Annotated in this window: 20 protein-coding genes, 1 tRNA gene and 1 riboswitch; of the genes, 7 read left to right on the top strand and 14 right to left on the bottom strand. The window is 67.1% G+C overall.

Going from position 1 to position 20414, the window contains the following annotated elements; translation table 11 throughout:
• Nucleotides 1-119: 119 nt before the first annotated feature.
• The 4 genes from MNR01_RS07635 to MNR01_RS07620 form a co-directional block, all read right to left on the bottom strand.
• Nucleotides 120-1559 carry a M28 family peptidase gene (locus MNR01_RS07635; RefSeq protein WP_241920314.1) on the bottom strand — a complete coding sequence of 480 codons (1440 nt, stop codon included), beginning with the start codon at nucleotides 1557-1559 and terminating at the stop codon, nucleotides 120-122.
• Between the two features lie 186 nt (nucleotides 1560-1745).
• On the bottom strand, nucleotides 1746-2147 hold the full coding sequence (gene mscL, locus MNR01_RS07630; RefSeq protein WP_241920313.1) for a large-conductance mechanosensitive channel protein MscL: 402 nt from the start codon (nucleotides 2145-2147) through the stop codon (nucleotides 1746-1748).
• 72 nt (nucleotides 2148-2219) lie between these two features.
• On the bottom strand, nucleotides 2220-2957 hold the full coding sequence (locus tag MNR01_RS07625) for a fumarylacetoacetate hydrolase family protein (RefSeq protein WP_241920312.1): 738 nt from the start codon (nucleotides 2955-2957) through the stop codon (nucleotides 2220-2222).
• Between the two features lie 4 nt (nucleotides 2958-2961).
• Nucleotides 2962-3276 (bottom strand): hypothetical protein, encoded by a 315-nt coding sequence (locus MNR01_RS07620; RefSeq protein WP_241920311.1) that lies wholly within the window; start codon nucleotides 3274-3276, stop codon nucleotides 2962-2964.
• Nucleotides 3277-3387: 111 nt separating this feature from the next.
• On the opposite strand from MNR01_RS07620, the gene MNR01_RS07615 reads away from it, so the two are divergent.
• Entirely contained in the window at nucleotides 3388-3729 is a 342-nt protein-coding gene (locus MNR01_RS07615) for a Rieske (2Fe-2S) protein (RefSeq protein ID WP_241920310.1), read from the top strand.
• On the opposite strand, the gene MNR01_RS07610 is transcribed toward MNR01_RS07615, so the two are convergent.
• The 4 genes from MNR01_RS07610 to thiS all read right to left on the bottom strand — a co-directional run bounded on the left by MNR01_RS07610 (nucleotide 3713) and on the right by thiS (nucleotide 7397).
• On the bottom strand, nucleotides 3713-5551 hold the full coding sequence (locus tag MNR01_RS07610) for an SLC13 family permease (protein ID WP_241920309.1): 1839 nt from the start codon (nucleotides 5549-5551) through the stop codon (nucleotides 3713-3715). The two genes, MNR01_RS07615 and MNR01_RS07610, sit on opposite strands and share 17 nt — an antisense overlap.
• Nucleotides 5552-5576: 25 nt before the next feature.
• Nucleotides 5577-6314, bottom strand: a complete 738-nt coding sequence (gene trmB / locus MNR01_RS07605) for a tRNA (guanosine(46)-N7)-methyltransferase TrmB (protein WP_241920308.1) — start codon at nucleotides 6312-6314, stop codon at nucleotides 5577-5579.
• Nucleotides 6314-7108, bottom strand: a complete 795-nt coding sequence (locus MNR01_RS07600) for a thiazole synthase (protein WP_241920307.1) — start codon at nucleotides 7106-7108, stop codon at nucleotides 6314-6316. The genes trmB and MNR01_RS07600 overlap by 1 nt, the downstream gene beginning before the upstream one ends.
• Before the next feature lie 88 nt (nucleotides 7109-7196).
• Nucleotides 7197-7397, bottom strand: a complete 201-nt coding sequence (thiS, locus tag MNR01_RS07595; RefSeq protein ID WP_241920306.1) for a sulfur carrier protein ThiS — start codon at nucleotides 7395-7397, stop codon at nucleotides 7197-7199.
• A gap of 189 nt (nucleotides 7398-7586) precedes the next feature.
• On the opposite strand from thiS, the gene MNR01_RS07590 reads away from it, so the two are divergent.
• From MNR01_RS07590 to MNR01_RS07565, 6 genes are all read left to right on the top strand, one after another.
• Nucleotides 7587-9398 carry an autotransporter domain-containing protein gene (locus MNR01_RS07590; RefSeq protein ID WP_241920561.1) on the top strand — a complete coding sequence of 604 codons (1812 nt, stop codon included), beginning with the start codon at nucleotides 7587-7589 and terminating at the stop codon, nucleotides 9396-9398.
• Between the two features lie 178 nt (nucleotides 9399-9576).
• Nucleotides 9577-9650 (top strand) — tRNA-Gly (locus tag MNR01_RS07585).
• Nucleotides 9651-9722: 72 nt separating this feature from the next.
• Entirely contained in the window at nucleotides 9723-10190 is a 468-nt protein-coding gene (locus MNR01_RS07580) for a RimK/LysX family protein (RefSeq protein WP_241920305.1), read from the top strand.
• The gene (gene rimK, locus MNR01_RS07575; RefSeq protein WP_241920304.1) at nucleotides 10187-11092 is read left to right on the top strand and encodes a 30S ribosomal protein S6--L-glutamate ligase; all 906 of its coding nucleotides are present in this window, start codon (nucleotides 10187-10189) and stop codon (nucleotides 11090-11092) included. Before MNR01_RS07580 ends, rimK begins: the two co-directional genes overlap by 4 nt.
• A 453-nt stretch (nucleotides 11093-11545) precedes the next feature.
• Nucleotides 11546-12226: a response regulator transcription factor gene (locus tag MNR01_RS07570; RefSeq protein ID WP_158733826.1), complete on the top strand. Its 681-nt coding sequence runs from the start codon at nucleotides 11546-11548 to the stop codon at nucleotides 12224-12226.
• Nucleotides 12227-12230: 4 nt separating this feature from the next.
• Complete coding sequence (locus MNR01_RS07565; RefSeq protein ID WP_241920303.1) at nucleotides 12231-13586, top strand: HAMP domain-containing sensor histidine kinase; 1356 nt, start codon at nucleotides 12231-12233, stop codon at nucleotides 13584-13586.
• A 47-nt stretch (nucleotides 13587-13633) separates the two neighbouring features.
• Here the strand turns inward: MNR01_RS07565 and MNR01_RS07560 are convergent, their stop codons facing one another.
• The 6 genes from MNR01_RS07560 to metK form a co-directional block, all read right to left on the bottom strand.
• Nucleotides 13634-14545: a branched-chain amino acid transaminase gene (locus MNR01_RS07560; RefSeq protein ID WP_241920302.1), complete on the bottom strand. Its 912-nt coding sequence runs from the start codon at nucleotides 14543-14545 to the stop codon at nucleotides 13634-13636.
• 89 nt (nucleotides 14546-14634) lie between these two features.
• Nucleotides 14635-15204, bottom strand: coding sequence for a hypothetical protein (locus MNR01_RS07555; protein WP_241920301.1), 570 nt, complete (start codon nucleotides 15202-15204; stop codon nucleotides 14635-14637).
• A gap of 111 nt (nucleotides 15205-15315) precedes the next feature.
• Nucleotides 15316-15936 (bottom strand): hypothetical protein, encoded by a 621-nt coding sequence (locus MNR01_RS07550; protein ID WP_241920300.1) that lies wholly within the window; start codon nucleotides 15934-15936, stop codon nucleotides 15316-15318.
• A gap of 60 nt (nucleotides 15937-15996) precedes the next feature.
• Nucleotides 15997-16830, bottom strand: coding sequence for a methylenetetrahydrofolate reductase [NAD(P)H] (gene metF, locus MNR01_RS07545; RefSeq protein WP_241920299.1), 834 nt, complete (start codon nucleotides 16828-16830; stop codon nucleotides 15997-15999).
• A 244-nt stretch (nucleotides 16831-17074) separates the two neighbouring features.
• The gene (gene ahcY / locus MNR01_RS07540) at nucleotides 17075-18520 is read right to left on the bottom strand and encodes an adenosylhomocysteinase (RefSeq protein ID WP_241920298.1); all 1446 of its coding nucleotides are present in this window, start codon (nucleotides 18518-18520) and stop codon (nucleotides 17075-17077) included.
• 42 nt (nucleotides 18521-18562) lie between these two features.
• Nucleotides 18563-18643: riboswitch (S-adenosyl-L-homocysteine riboswitch) on the bottom strand.
• A 357-nt stretch (nucleotides 18644-19000) separates the two neighbouring features.
• On the bottom strand, nucleotides 19001-20224 hold the full coding sequence (gene metK / locus MNR01_RS07535; RefSeq protein ID WP_241920297.1) for a methionine adenosyltransferase: 1224 nt from the start codon (nucleotides 20222-20224) through the stop codon (nucleotides 19001-19003).
• Nucleotides 20225-20414: the final 190 nt, after the last annotated feature.

Genomic DNA, 20414 nt, shown 5'->3' with positions numbered 1-20414 from the left:
CGCCGTTCCTTACCTGGTCGGCGGCAACGGCTGGGTGTTCTCGACGACTTCGTGCTCGCGTCCTGATGCGCGGCCCGGGCGGGATCCGCCTGCCCGGGCCACGTTCCTGTATCGACGGGTTACTTCGCCGGTTCGGCCTTGGGCGCGCTGCCGAAGTTGCCTTCGGCCGACGCCGCCAGGTAGGCAAACACCGCATAGGCGGCGACGTTCTGCGCCAGCGCCTTCGGGTCGATCTTGTCGAAGGTGTCGTCGGGGGTGTGGTGCAGGTCGAAGTAGTCGCTGCCGTCCTGCGCCAGTCGCCCCCAGGCCAGGCCCTTCTCCGCGAACGGGCTGATGTCCGGGCCGGGGCCGCCCTTGCCGGGCGCATGCGCGATGCCGAGCGGCGCCAGGGCCTGCGCGATCTGTTCGTCGGCCTGCTTGGCGTAGTCCGGTGCCGAGCTCGAGTACTCGTAGATGCGACCGGCGCCGAAGTCGCTCTCCGCGCCGATCTGGTGCTTGCCCAGGTCGGCAAGGTGCGCATTCGCGTACGCCTTGCCGCCGTGCAGGCCCTGTTCTTCGTTGGCGAAGGCAACCACGCGGATGGTGCGCGCCGGACGCTGCTTGAGGTTGCCGATGAGCTTGCCGGCGGCCATGGTCAGGCCGACGCCGGCGCCGTCGTCGATCGCGCCGGTGCCCAGGTCCCACGAATCGAGGTGGCCGCCGATGACCACCACTTCGTCGTGCTTGCTGCTGCCGCCCGCTTTTGAGCCAGTCATCTCGCCGATGACGTTGGCCGAGGTGTACTCGCCGTCCCAGCCGCAGTCCAGCGCGACGCGCACCTTGACCGGGCCGCGTGCGAGCAGGCGTGCGAGCTGGTCGGCGTCGGGCACGGCGAGCGCGGCCGACGGAATCGGCGTCAGGCCGTCATCGAAACGGGTGATGCCGGTATGTGGGTTGCGGTGCGAATCGGTGCCGGCCGAACGCATCAGGTAGGCCGAGGCACCGGCGCGGATCGCCGCCGACGGGCCGCGGCTGCGCACGCGCGAACCAGGACCGTAACCGGCGCCATCGCGGGCGCGTTCCATCTTGTAGTCGATGAAGGCGATCTTGCCGGCGAGCGAGCCAGGCGCGGCCGCTTCCAGCGCGGCCAGGTCGGCGAAGCGCACGACTTCGCCATCGACCGTGCCGGCCGGGCTGCCGCCGAGCGCGGTCAGGTGCAGCGGTTGCGCATTGGCGCCCAGCACGTGCGCGCTTTCGCTGCGGCGCTCCCACTTCGGGAAGGTGACCGGCTCGGTCCAGACCTTGTCGAAGCCCAGCTCCTTGAACTTGGCCACGGCCCAGGCGACGGCGCGGGCATCGGCTTCGCTGCCGGCCAGGCGCGGACCGACTTCGGTGGTCAGCGATTCGGTGATGCGGTAACCCAGGTCGCTGGCCAGCGCGGTTTCGCGCAGCTGCGCGGCGGTGGCGATGGCCTTGTCGGGAATGCGCGTGGTCGGCTGTGCGGCGATCGCGTTGCCGCTGGTGGATAGCACGGCGGCCGAGAGCAGGGTGGCGACGGCCACCGACAACGTTGCACGCATCAGCAAGGACTCCCCGAAGTCGAAACCGCGAGCGTATCAACTCGCCGGTTCGCGGTGCGGGTGCCTATGGTCACGCGCGCTGTGCGCGGTTTGGCGAAACCAGCCAACGTAGCCCGGGTGAGCGAAGCGCACCCGGGGTGGCGGCGGCAGTAGACCGCGGGTGCGCTTTGCTCACCCGGGCTACGGTTACTTCTTCAGGGAATCGCGGATCTCGCGCAGCAGCAGCACGTCTTCCGGTACCGCCGGCGCCGCGGCAGGGGCACGCAGGCGGTTGTAGCCCTTCAGCACCAGGAAGATCACCAGCGCGATCAGCAGGAAATCGATGATGGTCTGGATGAACAAGCCGTACTTGATCGCCAGTTCGGCGGCGACTTCCTTGCCGGCCGAATCCAGCTGCGCCGGCTTGAGCACGTACTTCCAGTCGGTGACGCTGGCGCCCTTGGTGAAGGCGCCGACCACCGGCATGACGATGCCGTCGACCAGCGAGGTCACGATCTTGCCGAACGCCGCGCCGATCACGACACCGACCGCGAGGTCGACGACGTTGCCGCGCGAAATGAACTCCTTGAACTCGCTGATCATTCCCATGGCTGCACTGTCTCCGTGGTTGCCCGAGGGTTTGGCGGTGGCCGTTGCGAAGGACGTGGCCGTTGCGAAGGACTATACCGGCGTGGCGTCTGCGGTCCGTGCAGCGATGATCCGTCCGGAATGTTCGATCACGCCCTCCAGGACGGCGTGGAAGCGATCGCCGGGCTGCAGCGGGCCGACGCCTGCGGGCGTGCCCATGAAGACGAGGTCGCCTGCGCGCAGCGCGTACAGCTTCGACAGTTCGTGCAGGATCTCCGGCACGGTCCAGATCAGGTCGGCCAGCGAGCCAGCCTGGCGGGTCTCGCCGTTGATCTGCAGCGTGAGCTTGCGCGGACCGAGTTCGCCGACCCGGGTTTTCGGCACGATCGCGCTGATCGGTGCGGCATGGTCGAACGCCTTGCCGGTGTCCCAGGGCAGGCCCTTGGCCTTGGCCGCGCCCTGCAGGTCGCGACGGGTCAGGTCCAGGCCGACGGCATAGCCGTAGACCAGGGCGTCGGCGTCGGCCGGGTCGAGCACGCCGGCGGGCGCGTCGCGGCCGATGGCCACCACCAGTTCGACCTCGTGGTGCAGGTCGCGGGTTCCGGGCGGGTAGGGCACGTCCGCGTCGGGCGCGATGGCGTCGGCGGGCTTGAGGAAGAACACGGGATTGCCGCGCTCGGCCGCCGAGGCCGGCACGGCGGCGCCCATTTCGCGGGCATGGTCGGCGAAGTTGCGGCCGACGCAGTAGATGCGGTGGACCGGGAAGAACTGACCAGCGGTGCCGTGCACCGGAACGCGGGGCTGCGGCAGGGCCGCGATCACGTCGCTCATGGGGTTACAGCGCTTCGCGCTGCGAGCGGATGCGGCTGGCCTCCAGCACCTGCCGGTCGACCACGCGGTACTCGCCTTCGACGATGCGCGGGTCGCGGGCGGCGGCCTTGCCGCGCCCCTTCCACAGCTTGTAGACGATGCCCGCGACGATCATGGCCGCACCCAGCACCACGCTGAACATCACCAGCACCGCCAGCAGGCCCAGGCCGACCAGGCCGATGGCGAAGCGCAGCAGGCGATGACGCGGCTTGCGCGGCTCGAAAGCGGAGCGCACGCGCTGGAACTGGGCGGAGTCGAAACGGAAGGTCTGGGCGAACATCGGGGACGTCGTGACACAATGCGGCAATACGCCGGGCAAGCGAGTATCGGGCCAGGGTTGGGTGAAGGTGTGAGAACTTCGTTAAGCATTCCGCACGAGGCAACCGTTCCGATGTCACCCCTGCTGCCACTGGAACGCTTGCCGGACGGGGCTTTTGCCGAAGTCGAGGCAGTCATTGGCGGCGATGCGGAATCGCTGATCCTTTACCGTGACGGCGATCACGTCCGTGCGTGGCTCAACATCTGCCCGCACGCCGGCCGCCGCCTGGACTGGGCGCCCGGTCAGTTCCTCAAGAGCAAGGACGGCCTGCTGGTCTGCGCCGCCCATGGGGCCAGCTTCGAGCTGCGCGGTGGCGAATGCGTGGCAGGGCCGTGCCGGGGCGAAGCGCTGCGCGCGGTGTCGGTGTCGGTGCGGGACGGCGCCGTCTGGCTTGAGGTCAGTACAACAGGTTGATCATCACCACGATCACCACCGTATAGATCAGCGACAACGGCCCGCCGATCTTCCACAGCTCCTTGCTGGTGTACCCCGCAGGTCCGGTGATCATCGAGATCACCGGGTTGGAGGCGGTCATGAAGTTGTTCGACGCCGACAGCGCCACGATCAGCGCGAACGCGACCGGGTTGCCGCCCGCGGCCAGCGCCAGGTTGATCGCCAGCGGCACGGTCACGATGGTCGCGCCGACATGGCTGATCACCAGCGAGAACGCGGTCGTGAAGATGCCGACCAGGATCTCGATCAGCCACACCGGCGTGCCCGTGGGCAGTCGCTCGATGGTGTGGCCGGCCACCCACGCCGCCGCGCCACTGGAGTCCATCGCCCAGCCCAGCGGGATCAGGCAGGCCATCAGGAACACCGTCTTCCAGTTGATCGCGGCGTAGGCCTCGTCGATGTTGAGCACGCCGGCGATCAGCATGCCGGCCACGCCGGTCATCAGCGCGATCGACACCGGCAGACGCGAGGACAGCGCCAGCAGCATCGAGATGGCGAAGATCGCCATCGCGATCTTGAACTTGTGCGGCCGCTGCTCGCCCTTGGGGTAGTCGGTGACCACCACCAGGTCCTTGCTCTCGGCCGCGACTGCCAGGTCGGTCCAGATGCTGTGGAAGACCAGCATGTCGCCGGCACGCAGCGCCACGTCGCGGACGTTCTCGCGCAGCACCGCCTTGTCGCGGTTGATCGCCAGCAGGCTCAGGCCCATCTGCTTGCGCAGCTGCAGGTCGCGGCCGTTCTTGCCGATGAACTTCGAGGTCGCCGGGACGACGGCTTCGGAAATGCCGGCGCGGCTGGGGTTGAACAGGTCGCCGAAATTCTTCAGGCGCGAGGACAGGCGCAGGAAATGGTTCTGGGCGAAGTCGCTGACCTGCTGGCGCGGGCCCATCGCGCCAAGCACGCTGCCGACCCAGATGCGCGTGTCCGCCGGCGGCGCCAGCCGCGACTCGTTGTCGCTCTTGAGGGCCAGCAGCAGCGGCGCGTTGTGCAGTGCTTCGGCCTCGCCCAGCGACATGCCGACCAGCGGGCTGTCGGCAGTGACGGTGAGCTCATAGACATCGCCGTCGATGCCGTAGGCCTTGGCGAAGTAGCTCTGCGTGCGTGCCGGCGTGGCGCCCTTGCCGTCCTCGTCGCGCAGGCGCTTGTCGCCGAAGAAGTGGAAGTAGGCCAGCGATGCAGCCACCAGCGCCAGGCCGATCGGCAGCGGCGCGAACATCTTCAGCGGCTCGATGGTGGCCGCGCCCGAGGGCAGGTTGCTGTTGGCGGCAATCAGCAGGTCGTTGAGCAGGATCAGCGGCGAGTTGCCGACCATGGTCAGGCCGCCGCCCATCACGATCGCGCAGGCGATCGGCAGCAGCAGGCGTGGCAGGGTCAGGCCGGTGCGCGAGGACAGGCGCGCGGCGACGGGCATGTACAGCGCCATCACCGACGGGTTCTGCATGATCGACGAGTTGATGCCGGCGACCGCGCTGGTCAGCAGCAGCAGCCGTTGCTCGACGCCGTGCGCGCGTCGCAGCAGCCAGCCGGCAAGGCGGTTGAGGGCACCGGTGCGGTCCAGGCCGGCACCCAGGATCATCGTGGCGATGATGCTGATGACGGCGTTACCGGAGAAGCCGTTGAACAGTTCCTCCGGCTCGACCAGGCCCGACAGGCCCAGCAGCACCAGCACGACCAGGGCGACGACGTCGGCGCGGATGCGCTCGAACAGGAACATCACCATCGTGAAGCCCACCAGCCCGAGCACGAGCTTCATGTCGGTGGTGAGCGTCAGCGCGGTATCCATGCCGGGGCGTTAGCGACTCTTCTTGTTAGTTGCGGTCGTAGAGGAGATCCCACACCCCGTGGCCAAGCTTCTGGCCGCGGGTTTCGAAGTGGGTCTGCGGTCGCCATGGTGGCCGTTCCACGCTGCCGCGCGGACCGGCGCGGTTGCTCAGGCCGGGCGTCGCATCGAGCACATCCCACATCTGCTCGGCATAGTCCTGCCAATCGGTGGCAAGGTGCAAGCGTCCGTCGACCGCGAGCTTGGACACCAGCAGGCGGGCGAACTCCGGCTGGACCAGTCGGCGCTTGTTATGGCGCTTCTTGTGCCAGGGGTCGGGGAAGTAGATGCGGATCTCGTCGAGCGATCCGTCGGCGATCTCGTTGTGCAGCACTTCGACCGCGTCGTGGTGGTAGAGGCGGACGTGGTCGCTGCCGTCTTCGGCCAGGGCATTGAGCAGGCGGCCGACGCCGGGTGCGTGCACCTCGATGCCGATCAGGTCGCGCTCGTGGTCGTTGTGCGCGGCGAAGCGCAGGGCCTCGCCATTGCCGAAGCCGATTTCCAGCACGCGCTTGGCCTGGCGGCCGAAGGCGGCGTCGAAATCGCGCGGCGCGCCTGTGTAGTCCAGGCCGAATCGCGGCCACAACTGGTCGAACGCGCGCTGCTGCGCCTCGGTGAAGCGCCCCTGCCGCAGCACGAAGCTGCGCACCTTGCGGTGGCCTTCCTCGATGGTGAACGGCTTGGGTGGCGCCTTGCCCTTGGGAGCAGGAGTGCTGTGGTCCGACATCAGCCGATCAATCCGTCGACCGGGCTGGAGGCACTGGCGAAGCGCTTGCGCGGGATGCGTCCGGCCTTGAAGGCGGCGCGACCGGCCTCGACCGCGAGCTTCATCGCGTGGGCCATCAGCACCGGGTCCTTCGCTCCGGCGATGGCGGTGTTCATCAGCACGCCGTCGCAGCCCAGCTCCATCGCGATGGCCGCGTCCGAGGCGGTGCCGACGCCGGCGTCGACGATGATCGGGACCTTGGCGTTCTCGACGATCTCGAGCAGGTTGTAGCGGTTCTGCACGCCCAGGCCCGAGCCGATCGGTGCGGCCAGCGGCATCACCGCGACGCAGCCGATTTCCTCCAGGCGCTTGGCCAGGATCGGGTCGTCGGAGGTGTAGACCATGACCTCGAAGCCGTCCCTGACCAGGATCTCGGCGGCGGCCAGGGTCTGCACCACGTCGGGGTAGAGGGTCTTCTGGTCGCCGAGGACTTCCAGCTTGACCAGGTTGTGCCCGTCGAGCAGTTCGCGGGCGAGGCGGCAGGTGCGCACGGCGTCGTCGGCGGTGTAGCAGCCGGCGGTGTTGGGCAGGATCGTGTAGCGGTCCGGCGGCAGCACGTCGAGCAGGTTCGGTTCGCCCGGGTTCTGCCCAATGTTGCTGCGACGGATCGCGACGGTGACGATCTGGGCGCCGGCGGCCTGGGTGGCCAGGCGGGTCTGTTCCAGGTCGGTGAACTTGCCGGAACCGGTGAGCAGGCGCGAAGCGTAAGGCTTGCCGGCGATGACGAGGGGGTCGTTGAGGAGCGGAGCAGTCATCGCACTAGTTTAGCAGCCGCCGTTTGCGTGACTGTCACCTGGCCGCCACGGATTGCAGCGGATCACTGCAGCGGATCTTTGCAGCAGATCAGCCGCCGCCGAGGGCGTGGACGATCTCGACCCGGTCGCCGTCGGCCAGGGCGCGTTCGCCGTGGCGGCTGCGCGGCACGATCTCGCTGTTGATCTCCACCGCGACCCGGCGCTCGCCGAGCCCTTCGAGTTGCAGCAGCTGCAGCACCGTGGTGTCGGCCGCGATCGCGCGCGGCTCGCCGTTCAAGATGATTTCCATGGTGCTATTGTCGCCGCGGCCACGGCACCAGGCCAGCGCCGGCACGCTTTTTGACGCACTGCGGCGTGAGTGTGCCAACGGCGCATGCTTCGATGCGTCCATCCGCGGGCGTATGTGGGCCCCGCGGACCCTTCTGCTCCAACCACCGCCTCTCCAGGGGATTCAATGATGACACCCGTTCGCACCGTGCTGGCCGCCGCACTGGCGCTGGCAGCCGCACCGGCCTTCGCCCAGTCCAACCCGTATTCGCAGACCGTCTTCTTCGGTGACAGCCTCACCGACTCCGGCCATTTCCGCCCGGCGCTGGTGCAAGTGGTGGGACCGTCCGGTGCGCTGCTTGGCCGCTTCACCACCAACCCGGGGCTGGTCTGGGCCGAATACGTTGCCGACTACTACGGCACCAATGCCGCGAGCGACAACCAGGGCGGCAGCAACTACGCCGTCGGCGGTGCCCGCAACGGCACCAACATCGTCGGCGGGCTGGGTCCGATCGATTCGCTGAACAAGCAGATCACCACCTACCTCGGCCGCAACGGCGGTCGCGCCGATGCAAATGCGCTCTACACCGTGTGGGGCGGCGCCAACGACCTGTTCGCCGCGGCCACGGCTCCGGCACAGGCACAGGCGATCATCGGCGCTGCGGTCACCGCCCAGGTCGGCAACGTCGCCGCGCTGGAAAGCGCCGGCGCCCGCTACGTGCTGGTGCCGACCGTGCCCGACCTCGGCCTGACGCCGCAGTCGCGTGCCGGTGGTGCCGTCGCGCAGGCGCAGGGCACTGCGCTGTCGACCGCCTACAACACCGCATTGTTCAGCGGCCTGGCCACGGCCAACCTGCGCGTGATTCCGCTCGACACCTTCCACCTGCTGCAGGAAATCGTCAGCAATCCGGTGCCTTACGGCATCAGCAACGTCACCAACCCGGCCTGCCGCACCCAGCCGGTGCCGGCTGGCGACTCGTCGCTGTTCTGCAATCCGGCTTCCTACGCCGCGCCGAATGCGCCCGACACGTATGCCTTCGCCGATGGCGTGCATCCGTCCTCCAAGGCCCACGCGATCCTGGGTGACTACGCGATCTCGATCCTGGAAGGCCCGCGCCAGCTGGCTGTGCTGCCGCATTCCGAGGCCGTGGTCGGCCGCGCCCGCGCCGATCGCGTCGCCGCCCAGATCGGCTCGCGCCCGGAAGGCGAGGGCATGCGCTGGTGGGGCGACGTGCGCGGCGACTTCCAGCGCTACGGCGATGGCGACAATTACGACGGCATGGGCCCGACCGCGAGCTTCGGCCTCGACTGGGCCAGCGGCGACCTCGTGTACGGCGGTTTCGCCGGTTATGGCCAGCAGAAGATGGACTGGGGCAACAACCGCGGCGAGTTCGACCAGGACGATGCCACCCTCGGCGGCTACCTGGGCTGGACCAGCGGCTCGGCCTGGATCAACGGCCAGCTGAGCTACAGCTGGGTCTCCTATGACGTCGAGCGCCGGATCAAGCTGGGCCCGACTTCGCGCACCCATACCGGCTCGCCCGACGGCACCAACCTCACGGCCGGCTTCGCCGCCGGCTGGAACTTCGGCGAGGGCTCGCTCAAGCACGGCCCGGTGCTGCAGGTGCTGTCGCAGACGATCGAGGTCGACGGCTATGACGAGAACAGCACCGAAGCCACGGCGCTGACCTTCATGGACCACGACTACGACTCGCTGATCGGCAGCGTCGGCTGGAAGGTCGACTACACCATCAACGAGCACCTGAGCCCGTACGCCCAGCTGACCTACGACCACGAGTTCGAGGACAACGACGACGAAGTGTTCGCCAGCCTGCGCTCGATGCCGGGCGTGGCAGCGTTCGCCGTCCCCGGTACGCAGTACGACCAGAACTACGGCACGCTGGTGTTTGGCGCGCGTACGCAGCTGTTCGGCCTGGCCACCAACCTCGGCACCAGCGTGACGGTCGGGCAGAAGGGCGGCAATGACGCGACTGTTTTCGTCAGCCTCGGCGGCGGCTTCTGACCGGATGATCTGATCGGCTGATTGGCAACGCAGAACCAGGTGCGGGAGCAGGGAACCGGTAACGGGAACGGCGGTTGTCCGGGTCGATCTTGACCATAGGGCCGCTGATTTCCCGATCCGGCCCTGGCTCCCGCAGCTTTACTCGCGCTCCGTCCGGGGCATAGACTTCCCGGCATCCGCGGGTGTAGTTCAATGGTAGAACTGCAGCTTCCCAAGCTGCTAGCGTGGGTTCGATTCCCATCACCCGCTCCAAACATCTGCAGCGGCGGCCTGCCTTACAGTGGCCGCCGCTTTTGCCTTTCAGCGGCCCGCACTGGAGGCCCGATGGCAACGAAGATCGTATTGGGTTGGCGCGAGTGGGCCTCCTTGCCGGAGATGGGCATCGCGCGCCTGCGCGCCAAGGTCGACAGTGGCGCGCGCAGCTCGGCGCTGCACGTGGACACGCAATGGCGTTTTTCCGATGGCGGCGCGCCGTGGGTCGGCTTCAGAATCAGTCCCGGCCAGCGCGGCGGGATCATCGAAGCGGTGGCGCCGGTGTACGACGAGCGCGAGGTCACCGACTCGGGCGGCCACTGCACCCGCCGGGTGTTCGTGCGCACCGTGCTGTCGCTGGCGGGCGTGGAACGGGTCGTTGAAATCAATCTGTCGGATCGGCGCGGCATGCTGTTCCCGATGCTGCTGGGCCGTACCGCGCTGGCGAGGGTATTCACCGTCGACCCCGCGCGTTCTTTCCTGCACGGCCGGCTGCCCATCTCGGGCGCGATCGTGCCAATAGTGAAATCAATGCAATGAAACTGGCGATCCTGTCGCGCAACAGCAAGCTCTACTCGACCCGGCGCCTGGTCGAGGCCGCGCGCGAGCAAAACCACAGCGTGCGGGTGCTCGACCCGCTGCGCTGCTACATGCGCATCGCCAGCGACGGCTTCAGCATGCACTACAAGGGCCGGCCGATCTCCGGCTACCAGGCGGTGATCCCGCGCATCGGCGCCTCGGTGACGCGTTACGGCTCAGCGGTGCTGCGCCAGTTCGAACTGATGAACTCGGTCACCCCGAACTCCTCCGACGCGATCCTGCGCGCGCGCGACAAGCTGCGCTGCCACCAGTTGCTGGCCGCCGAGCACATCGGCTTGCCGACGACCGTGTTCGGCGACAACCCCGACGACACCGGCGACCTGCTGTCGATGCTGGGCGCTCCGCCGCACGTGATCAAGCTCAACGAGGGCACCCAGGGTGCCGGCGTGATGCTGACCGAGAAGCTGTCGGCCTCGCGCGGCGTCATCGAGGCCCTGCGCGGCCTCTACGCCAACTTCCTGGTACAGGAGTTCATCGAGGAGGCGCGTGGCGCCGATGTGCGCTGCTTCGTCGTCGGCGGCCGCGTGGTGGCGGCGATGAAACGGCAGGCACCCAAGGGCGACTTCCGCTCCAACCTTCATCGCGGCGGTTCGGCCAAGGGTGTTCGCGCCAGCGCAGCCGAGCAGGACGTTGCCATTCGCGCTGCACGCGTGCTTGGACTCGGCGTCGCCGGTGTCGATCTCATTCGCAGTGCGCGTGGCCCGCTGGTGCTCGAAGTGAACTCCTCCCCGGGCCTGGAAGGCATCGAGGATGCGACCGGGGTGGACGTCGCCGGGGAGATCATCAGCTACGTCGCCGATCGGCTCAAACGCAGAATCGCGAAAAAGGCCGCCTCGCGCTGATTTTGGATGTTGGCGACAAATGCCAACCAATTATCCGACATTTAGCGAAATTGGCGACACCAAACAGAAGTCAGTCCAGTCCTTAACGAAAACGTAACGAGCAGTTTTAACAGCGGTTTAATCGAATTCGGCGTAGCCTGTCGGTACCGCAGCACTGCCGCTCTACCAATGTCAGTACCTGGTCGATGCAGGTTACGGTAATCGGGGCAATACCCTTTTGGCCCAGGCGCGGTGGCCCCGCGCTTGGGCCTTTGTTTGTCTGCGGGAAGCTTGCGCGACGCGCATCGCGCGTGTGCAACAGGTGACTGGCGCACACGACGGCTCTGGCAGAATCGTTAAGATCGTTAAGATCGTTAAGTCAGGTGGGATCGCGGCGCTCGCCGCCGGAGCCACCGCTGCAACTTGAAAGACGTTCGACGGTCGAAAGCCCCATTACCCAGGAAGGTCCCAGCCATGCGCATCCTCGTCATCGAAGACAACCAGGACATCGCCGCCAATCTCGGCGACTTTCTCGAGGACCGCGGTCATACCGTGGATTTCGCCGCCGATGGCGTCACCGGACTGCACCTGGCCGTGGTCCACGACTTCGACGCGATCGTGCTCGACCTGAACCTGCCGGGCCTGGACGGCCTGGAGGTCTGCCGCAAGCTGCGCAACGAAGCGCGCAAGCAGACCCCGGTGCTGATGCTGACCGCGCGCGACAGCCTCGAGAACAAGCTGGCCGGTTTCGATTCAGGCGCCGACGACTACCTGATCAAGCCGTTCGCGCTGCAGGAAGTCGAGGTTCGCCTGAATGCGCTGTCGCGCCGTGGCCGCGGCGTGCAGACGCGCGTGCTCAACACCGCCGACCTCGAGTACAACCTCGACACCCTGGAAGTGCGTCGCCAGGGCAAGCTGCTGCAGCTCAACCCGACCGCACTGAAGATCCTGCAGGCGCTGATGGAAGCCTCGCCGGCCGTGGTGACGCGCCAGGAACTGGAAACGCGCGTCTGGGGCGAGGAGCTGCCCGATTCCGACAGCCTGCGCGTGCACATCCATGGCCTGCGCGCGGTGGTCGACAAGCCGTTCGAGGTTCCGTTGATCCAGACCCGCCATGGCATCGGTTACCGCATCGCCGCCCCAGACAACGGCTGAGCCCATGGCGGTCGCCGAAGAGCCCCAGCGTCCGCCGGGCAGGACCCCAGGAAGGACGCGCTTCCGGCGGCAGCTGCGCAGCCGCATCATCCTTGCCTTCGTGCTGCTGGGCTTCGGCCTGACGGCGCTGTTCGCCTGGGCGACCAACTGGACCCGCAACCGGGTCGAGAACCAGATCATCGAAGACGTGATGAACCGCAACATCGACGTTGCGGCGCGTCAGTTCGAGCAGAACCCGGACAACCCGCAGTTCGCGGTCGACCAGATCCGCGCCTACGTCTATACCTCCGACAAGTTCGACTCCGTGCGGGTCAACTGGCCCGAATGGTACGAGCTGGCCGACGGCATCTACGGCATGACCGGCGTGGACCCCGACGGCAACCCGTTCTCCTACAAGCTGGCGGTGCGCAAGACGCCCAAGGCATGGTTCTTCCTCGCCTACGACATGTCGCAGGCGACGCGCGGCGAGACCCAGTTCCAGCGCGCGATCTGGGCGTCGGTGTTCCTGTTCACCGTGTTGTCGCTGCTGGTCGGATGGTGGTCGGCCTCGCGCGTGATGAGCCCGGTGTCGGAGCTGGCCAACCGCCTGAAACTGTCCGGCCGCAGTTCCGAGCCGGAAAACCTCGCCTCGCATTTCCCGGACGACGAAGTCGGCCAGCTCGCCGAGGCGCTCGACGACTACGCCGAGCGACTGACGACGGTGGTCCAGCGCGACCGCGAATTCAACGCCGACGTCAGCCATGAGTTGCGCACGCCGCTGGCCGTGGTCAAGGGCGCGGTGGAACTGCTGCTGTCGCGTCCCGACGTCGACGACAAGACCCGCAACCGCCTGCTGCGCATCCAGCGCGCCGAGCAGCAGTGCACCGACCTGATCAGCGCGCTGCTGCTGCTGTCGCGCAACGAACGCGGCCACGGCGCCACCGATGTCGCCAAGGTCGCCGAACAGCTGCTCGACGCCCACCGTGCCCAGCTCGGCGGCAAGCCGCTGGATCTGCGCGTGGAGGGCGAGCGTGGCCTGGTGGTGGATGCGCCCGAAGCGGCCGTGTCGGTCGCGCTGGGCAACCTGATCGGCAATGCCGTCAAGTACAGCAACGAAGGCGAGGTGGTGGTGCGCCTGGGGCGGCAGTCGGTCGAGGTGATCGATTCCGGTCCGGGCCTCAGCGCCGAGGATGCCGCCAAGCTGTTCGAGCGCGGTTATCGCGGCACCCATGCCGCGCACTCGCAGGGAGGCGGCATCGGCCTGTCAATCGTGCGCCGACTGTGCGCGCTGTACGGCTGGGAAGTGCAGGTGCGCCCGGGCGAGACGCGTGGCGTGGTCGCCACGCTGGCGTTCACCGAGGGCGTCTTCCCGCACGTCTGACGGTGCCGTTGCAGGAGCCGAGCGGGCTCCTGCAAGGCGGTGCCCGCTCAGAGCGGCTCGAGCCAGCCGTACTTGTCCGGCGTCTTGCCGTTGAACAGGCCGAAGAACAGCTCCTGGATGCGACGCGTCACCGCACCCGGCTTGCCGCTGCCGACCTGGCGACCGTCGACCGAACGGATCGGCGTGATCTCGGCGGCGGTGCCGCACATGAACAGCTCGTCGCACAGGTACAGGTACTCGCGCGGCAGGTCGCGTTCAATCACCTCGATGCCGGCGTCGCGGGCGAGGGTGATGATGGTGTTGCGGGTGATGCCGTTGAGCAGCGCGGCGCTGATCGGCGTGGTGTGCAGGGCGCCATCGAACACCAGGAACAGGTTCTCGCCCGCGCCTTCCGAGAGCAGGCCGGTCGAGGCCAGTGCGATGCCCTCACCGAAGCCCAGGCGACGCGCCTCGCGCGCGACCAGCTGGCCGGAGAGGTAGTTGCCACCGGCCTTGGCACCGGCCGGAAGGGTGTTGGGGGCGAAGCGCTGCCAGCTCGACACGCACGCATCGATGCCCTGGTCGAGCACGCTCGCGCCCAGGTACTGGCCCATCTTCCAGGTCGCCACGGCGACGTCGGTCGGCGTATCTGCCGACAGGCCGAAACCGCCGAGGCCGCGATAGGCGACCGGACGCAGGTAGTCGGTGGTGTTGTCGTTGGCCTTGAGCACGTCGCGGCAGGCAGCGTTGATCTGCTCCAGCGAATATGGCATCGCCATGTCGTAGATCTTGGCCGAGGCGAACAGGCGGGTGTTGTGGTCGGTGAGGCGGAAGATCACCGGCCCGGAAGGCGTCTGGTAGCAACGGATGCCCTCGAAGACCGACGAACCGTAATGCACCACATGCGCCATGACATGGGTGGTGGCTTCGGCCCAGCGCTTGATCGCGCCGTTCTGCCAGATCCATTCGGGGTATTGCATCGCCGGTCGTCCGTCAGGGGGAAGCGCCTATTGTGCCTTGCGGCGAGGCCCCGGCCCAAGTCGAGACTTTGGCGCAACGGCAGTGGCGGTCAGCCCTTGATCCACCAGCAGCCGAAATGCTTCTGCAGGCCGAAGACCGTCCGCGCCGGTGTGATGCCGTTGGCCTGGGTCTGCTCGACCCGCAATGCAACCGGTGGCCGCCGCGGCCGGGGCGGGGCAATGACCGGGTCCTCCTCGAAGAGCGGTGCAGCCTCCATCGCCGCCGCCTCGTCGCCACTCTCGGCAGGCATCACCGGGACGATGCCGACCAGCGGCAACTGCACCAGCGCGTCGAGCCGGGCCAGCACGTCGTAGGCGTTGCTGCCCGACATCCCGGCCCAGTGATAGACGCCGGCAAGGCGGTTGGCATCGCGGGCGTCGAAAGCGCCGTTGATCTCGTGGACGAGGTCGCGCAGGTTGCGCGCGCAGCCGCCTGTGCGGGCCCTGGCGACGGCGGGCGGTGCCGCCTTGGGCGCTTGCTCGACGGCCCCGACATCGGGGCAGGCGCGATCGGTGTACACGTCCACGCCGTCGGGCATCGTGCAGCGGTGCACCTGCGCGGCGACCGGCTGCGTCCCTGCCATCGCGAGCAGCACGGTCACCAGCAGGGATTTCGACATCGGCATCGCTGCAGACTAGCTTCGGCACGGGGATCGCGACGATACGCCGATCTCAATCCGCCCACCCGATGCGCCGGGTCGGCGGGGCGGTCGTCGTTCAGCACTCGTCGTTCAGAAGCGGACGAAGTAACAACCCGAATAGCGCTGCACGCCCAGTTCCAGCACCTGCTGCGGCTCGGAGAAGATCAGCTGCATCGCACCACCGTCGCCGCCGTGGTCAGCGCCGCCGGTGTAATTGGAGCTGGCGCTGGAGCTGGCGCTGGCCAGTCCTGGCCAGTAGCTGGCGTCGACCAGCGACTGCCGCGACAGGCGTTGCAGCCGTTGCATGACCAGATGCGCCTGCTGGTGCTGCAGTCCGGGCCAGTGGAAGCTCTCGGCGATCCGGTTGACGTCACCGGCGGCGAAAGCGCCAAGCAGGTCCAGCGACAGTTGCCCGACATTGCGCGCGCATCCGCTGGCGGCCGGCCGGCGCAGCGGAATGGCACCCTGGTGGCGCGTCCCCAGCAGGCCCGCGCTGGCCGAGGCGGAGGCATCGAAGGTCAGGCGGTTCACCAGCTCAGCCGATATCGGCGCAGGCATGGCGTCCAGCGCCGCGCACGCGGTATCGGTGTAGACGGGCTGACCGTCGCGGGTCTGGCAGCGATTGAGGCTGCCGACGGCGTGGGCCGGGACGCAGATCACGAGCGCCCAAAGCCATACCCATGCCGCCACCCGACGTGGCTGCGTGTTCATGTTCGGCCCGCGGGGGAACGGGGGATTTCATCCTCCGCCCGCGGGCGTCAATGGCGCGTGTTAGCGGCTTGAGCCCAGCCGCGACAGCACCGACAGCGTCGGCTTGGACAGGTTGAGCGTGTAGAAGTGCAGGGCCGGTGCGCCGCCGTCGATCAGGCGCTGGCACATTGCGGCGACCATGTCCGCGGCGAACTCGCGGATCGACTCGGCATCGTCGCCGAAGGCGTGCATGCGCTTGCTGATCCAGCGCGGGATCTCGGCGCCGCAGGCGTCGGAGAACCGGCGCAGCTGGCTGAAGTTGGAGATCGGCATGATGCCCGGCACGATCGGCACCGTGACGCCGAGGCGGCGCGCGTCGTCGACGAACCGGAAATACGCGTCGGCGTTGTAGAAGTACTGGCTGATTGCGCCGTCTGCGCCGGCATCGATCTTGGCTTTGAAGTGACGCAGGTCGGCTAGCGCGTCGTCCGCCTGTGGATGGCACTCGGGGTAGCAGCCGACTTCGATATGGAAGTAGCCGTCGTGCTCGCGACGGATGAATTCGACCAGCTCGGTGGCGTAGCGGAAGTCACCGGTGTGGCCCATGCCCGACGGCAGGTCGCCGCGCAGCGCAACGATGCGATGGCAGCCCATGGCCTTGTAGCGTTCGAGCAACTCGCCCAGTTCGGCGCGCGTGCCACCAACGCACGACAGGTGCGGAGCGGCGTCGAGGCCGTGGGTCTGGTGCAGGCGTTCGATGGTCTCGGGCGTGTAGCTCAGCGTCGATCCGCCCGCGCCGAACGTGCACGAGACGTACTCGGGGTTCTGCGCTTTCAACCGGACCGCGGTCTTGTCCAGCTGCGCGCGCTGGTCATCGGTCTTGGGCGGGTAAAACTCGAAGCTGATCGGGGTCATGCATGGCCGCCGGTGCAATGGATGGCGCATAGTCTATCGCTCTATCGCGATGGAGGGAAACCAGGCGATTCTCGATCGTCCAACGTTCTCGGTCCCCGGGTGCGGCCTGCGGCCTTACCCGGGCTACGCCCCAACGTAGCCCGACGTAGCCCGGGTAAGCGAAGCGCACCCGGGTGCGACAAACGCCATAAAGAAACGGGCGCCGAAGCGCCCGTTCCCCAAATCCAATCGCGATGAAAAGCGATCAGTAGCGGTAATGCTCCGGCTTGTACGGACCGTCCGCCGACACGCCCAGGTAGGCGGCCTGGTCATCGGTCAGGCGGGTCAGCTTCACGCCGATCTTCTCCAGGTGCAGGCGCGCGACTTCCTCGTCGAGCTTCTTGGGCAGGATGTAGACCTTCGGCTCGTAGCTGTCCTTGTTGGCCCACAGGTCGATCTGCGCCAGGGTCTGGTTCGAGAACGAGTTGGACATGACGAAGCTCGGGTGGCCGGTGGCGCAGCCCAGGTTCACCAGGCGGCCTTCGGCCAGCAGGAAGATCGAGCTACCACCCTTGAAGGTGTACTTGTCGACCTGCGGCTTGATGTTCAGACGGACCGCGCCGGAAGCGTTGAGCTTGTCGACCTGGATCTCGTTGTCGAAGTGGCCGATGTTGCAGACGATCGCCTGGTCCTTCATCTGCGACATGTGCTCGAGCGTCAGCACGTCCTTGTTGCCGGTGGTGGTGACATAGATGTCGCCACGGCCGAGCGTGCTTTCGACGGTGTTGACCTCGAAGCCTTCCATCGCCGCCTGCAGGGCATTGATCGGATCGATCTCGGTGACGACCACGCGCGCGCCGTAGGCACGCAGCGAGTGCGCCGAGCCCTTGCCGACGTCGCCGTAACCACAGACCACGGCAACCTTGCCGGCCAGCATCACGTCCATCGCGCGCTTGAGGCCGTCGGCCAGCGACTCGCGGCAGCCGTAGAGGTTGTCGAACTTGGACTTGGTGACCGAGTCGTTGACGTTGATCGCCGGCACCAGCAGCGAGCCGGCTTCGGCCAGCTGGTACAGGCGGTGGACGCCGGTGGTGGTCTCTTCCGAGACGCCCTTCCAGTCGCGCACGACGGTGTGCCAGAAGCCCGGACGCTCGGCGTGGACGCGCTTGAGCAGGTCCTTGATGACCTGTTCTTCGTGGTTGCCCGAGGCGGTGTTGACCCAGTCGCTGCCGTTCTCGAGCTCATAGCCCTTGTGGATCAGCAGGGTGACGTCGCCGCCGTCGTCGACGACGAGCTGCGGGCCGAGGTACTTGTCGGCGCCCGAACCCGGGAAGGTCAGTGCGGCCAGGGTGCAGTCCCAATACTCTTCCAGCGATTCGCCCTTCCAGGCGAACACCGGGGTGCCGCTGGCGGCGATCGCTGCGGCGGCGTGGTCCTGGGTCGAGAAGATGTTGCACGAGGCCCAGCGCACGTCGGCGCCGAGGTCACGCAGGGTCTCGATCAGCACGGCGGTCTGGATGGTCATGTGCAGCGAGCCGGTCACGCGCACGCCCTTGAGCGTTGCGGTGGCGGCGTACTTCTTGCGGATGGACATCAGGCCCGGCATTTCGTGCTCGGCGATGTCGATCTCCTTGCGGCCCCAGTCGGCCAGGGAGATGTCGGCGACCTTGTAGTCGCCTTCGGTGGAGAAGGTCTTTGCTACGGCATTCATTGTGAAGCTCCGGTTTTTGGGTGAGGGCAGGCATGTGGCCTGCCAAACCGGGCGCCGTTGTGCGTGTTGCGTCCCGCCGAGCCTGATTCCGGATTGCCCGGACTTGCAGCGCCCCTCGGCGAGGCGGGTCATTTTAGCTGGTTGAGGTTGCGAGTGGATGAACCCGTAGCAGCCCGTGGTGCGTGATGCCTTCGGAAGGGCGTCGTCCGCCGGGCCGGGGATTGCTCCGCCCCTTCGTCGGACATCCTGTCCGAAGGCGGGGCGCGGGACATCCATGTCCCGCTGCGGAGCAATCCCCGACCCGGCGAACGCCCCTTCGGCGCTGTATTGCGTGGTCTCCGTCCGGAAGCCGTCATTCCCGCTGAGGGGGGAATCCATGGACGTTGCCCGCTGCCACCGATCCCGCAAAAAGAAACGGACCGCAGTGCGGTCCGTTTCCCGTATCCAAGCACTCTCCCGCAGCAGGAGAGTGCGACAGACTTACTTCTTCAGGCCAGCATCCTTGCGCAGGTCTTCGGCCTTGTCCGTCTTCTCCCAGGAGAAAGCGGTCGCGGTGTGCTTCTTGCCGGCGCCGTCGACGTAGGTCACCTCGTGCGGCTTGCGGCCGAAGTGGCCGTAGGCAGCGGTTTCCTGGTAGACCGGATGGATCAGGTCGAGCATCTTCACGATGCCGTACGGACGCAGATCGAAGTGCTTGCGGATCAGCTTCTCGATCTTGTCGTCCGGAATCTTGCCGGTGCCGAACGTGGTGACCGAGATCGACGTCGGCTCGGCCACGCCGATCGCGTAGGAGACCTGCACCTCGCACTTGTCGGCCAGACCGGCAGCGACGATGTTCTTGGCGACGTAACGCGCAGCGTACGCAGCGGAACGATCGACCTTGGACGGATCCTTGCCCGAGAACGCACCACCACCGTGACGGGCCATGCCGCCGTAGCTGTCGACGATGATCTTGCGACCGGTCAGGCCGCAATCGCCAACCGGACCACCGATCACGAAGATGCCCGTCGGGTTGATGTGGATCTTGTTCTTCGGCAGCGACTCGAGCCACTTCTTCGGCAGCACCGGCTTGAGCACGTGCTCGTACACGCCCTCGATCAGGTCCTTCTGCTTGATGCCCGGATCGTGCTGGGTCGACAGGACCACCGCATCGAGGCCGGCCACGTTGTGGTTGGCGTCGTAGCGCAGGGTCACCTGCGACTTCGCGTCAGGACGCAGCCACGGCAGCGGTGAGTTCTTCTTCTTGCGGATCTTGGCCTGCTGCTCGACCAGGCGGTGCGAGTAGTAAATCGGCGCCGGCATGAACTCCGGGGCTTCGTTGCAGGCGTAGCCGAACATCAGGCCCTGGTCGCCAGCGCCCTGTTCTTCCGGCTTCTTGCGGTCGACGCCGGCGGCGATGTCCGGCGACTGCTTGCCGAGCATGTTGATGATCGCGCAGGTGTGGCCGTCGAAGCCGACGTTGGAATTGTTGTAGCCAATGTCGTTGATGACCTTGCGCGCAAGCGCCTCGATGTCGACCCACGCGTTGGTGGTGACCTCGCCGGCGACGATCGCCGCGCCGGTCTTCACCATCGTCTCGCACGCCACGCGCGCACGCTTGTCCTGGGCCAGGATGGCATCGAGGACGGCATCGGAGATCTGGTCGGCAATCTTGTCCGGATGGCCTTCGGAGACCGACTCGGAGGTGAAGAGGTAGCTGGACATCGAGGCTTTATCCCCGTATTCGGATGAAAGGATGGCCGCGCATGATACAGGCTTGGCCGGGTCGGCGCATTGTGCGTCATTCAGGTGTTGGCTGAGAGTTAATTTCGGCCTGCCAGCCTTGTCACGGGATTGACCCTATTCCGCCACGTCGCTGTCGCCGCGGCGACGCAGGCTGCGCGGCGAGACGCCC

The organism is Lysobacter sp. S4-A87, from assembly GCF_022637455.1.
In the GTDB taxonomy this organism is placed as follows: Bacteria; Pseudomonadota; Gammaproteobacteria; order Xanthomonadales; family Xanthomonadaceae; genus Lysobacter_J.
The sequence above is the reverse complement of the archived record's forward strand: the minus strand, read 5'-3'. Positions and strand labels throughout refer to the sequence as shown.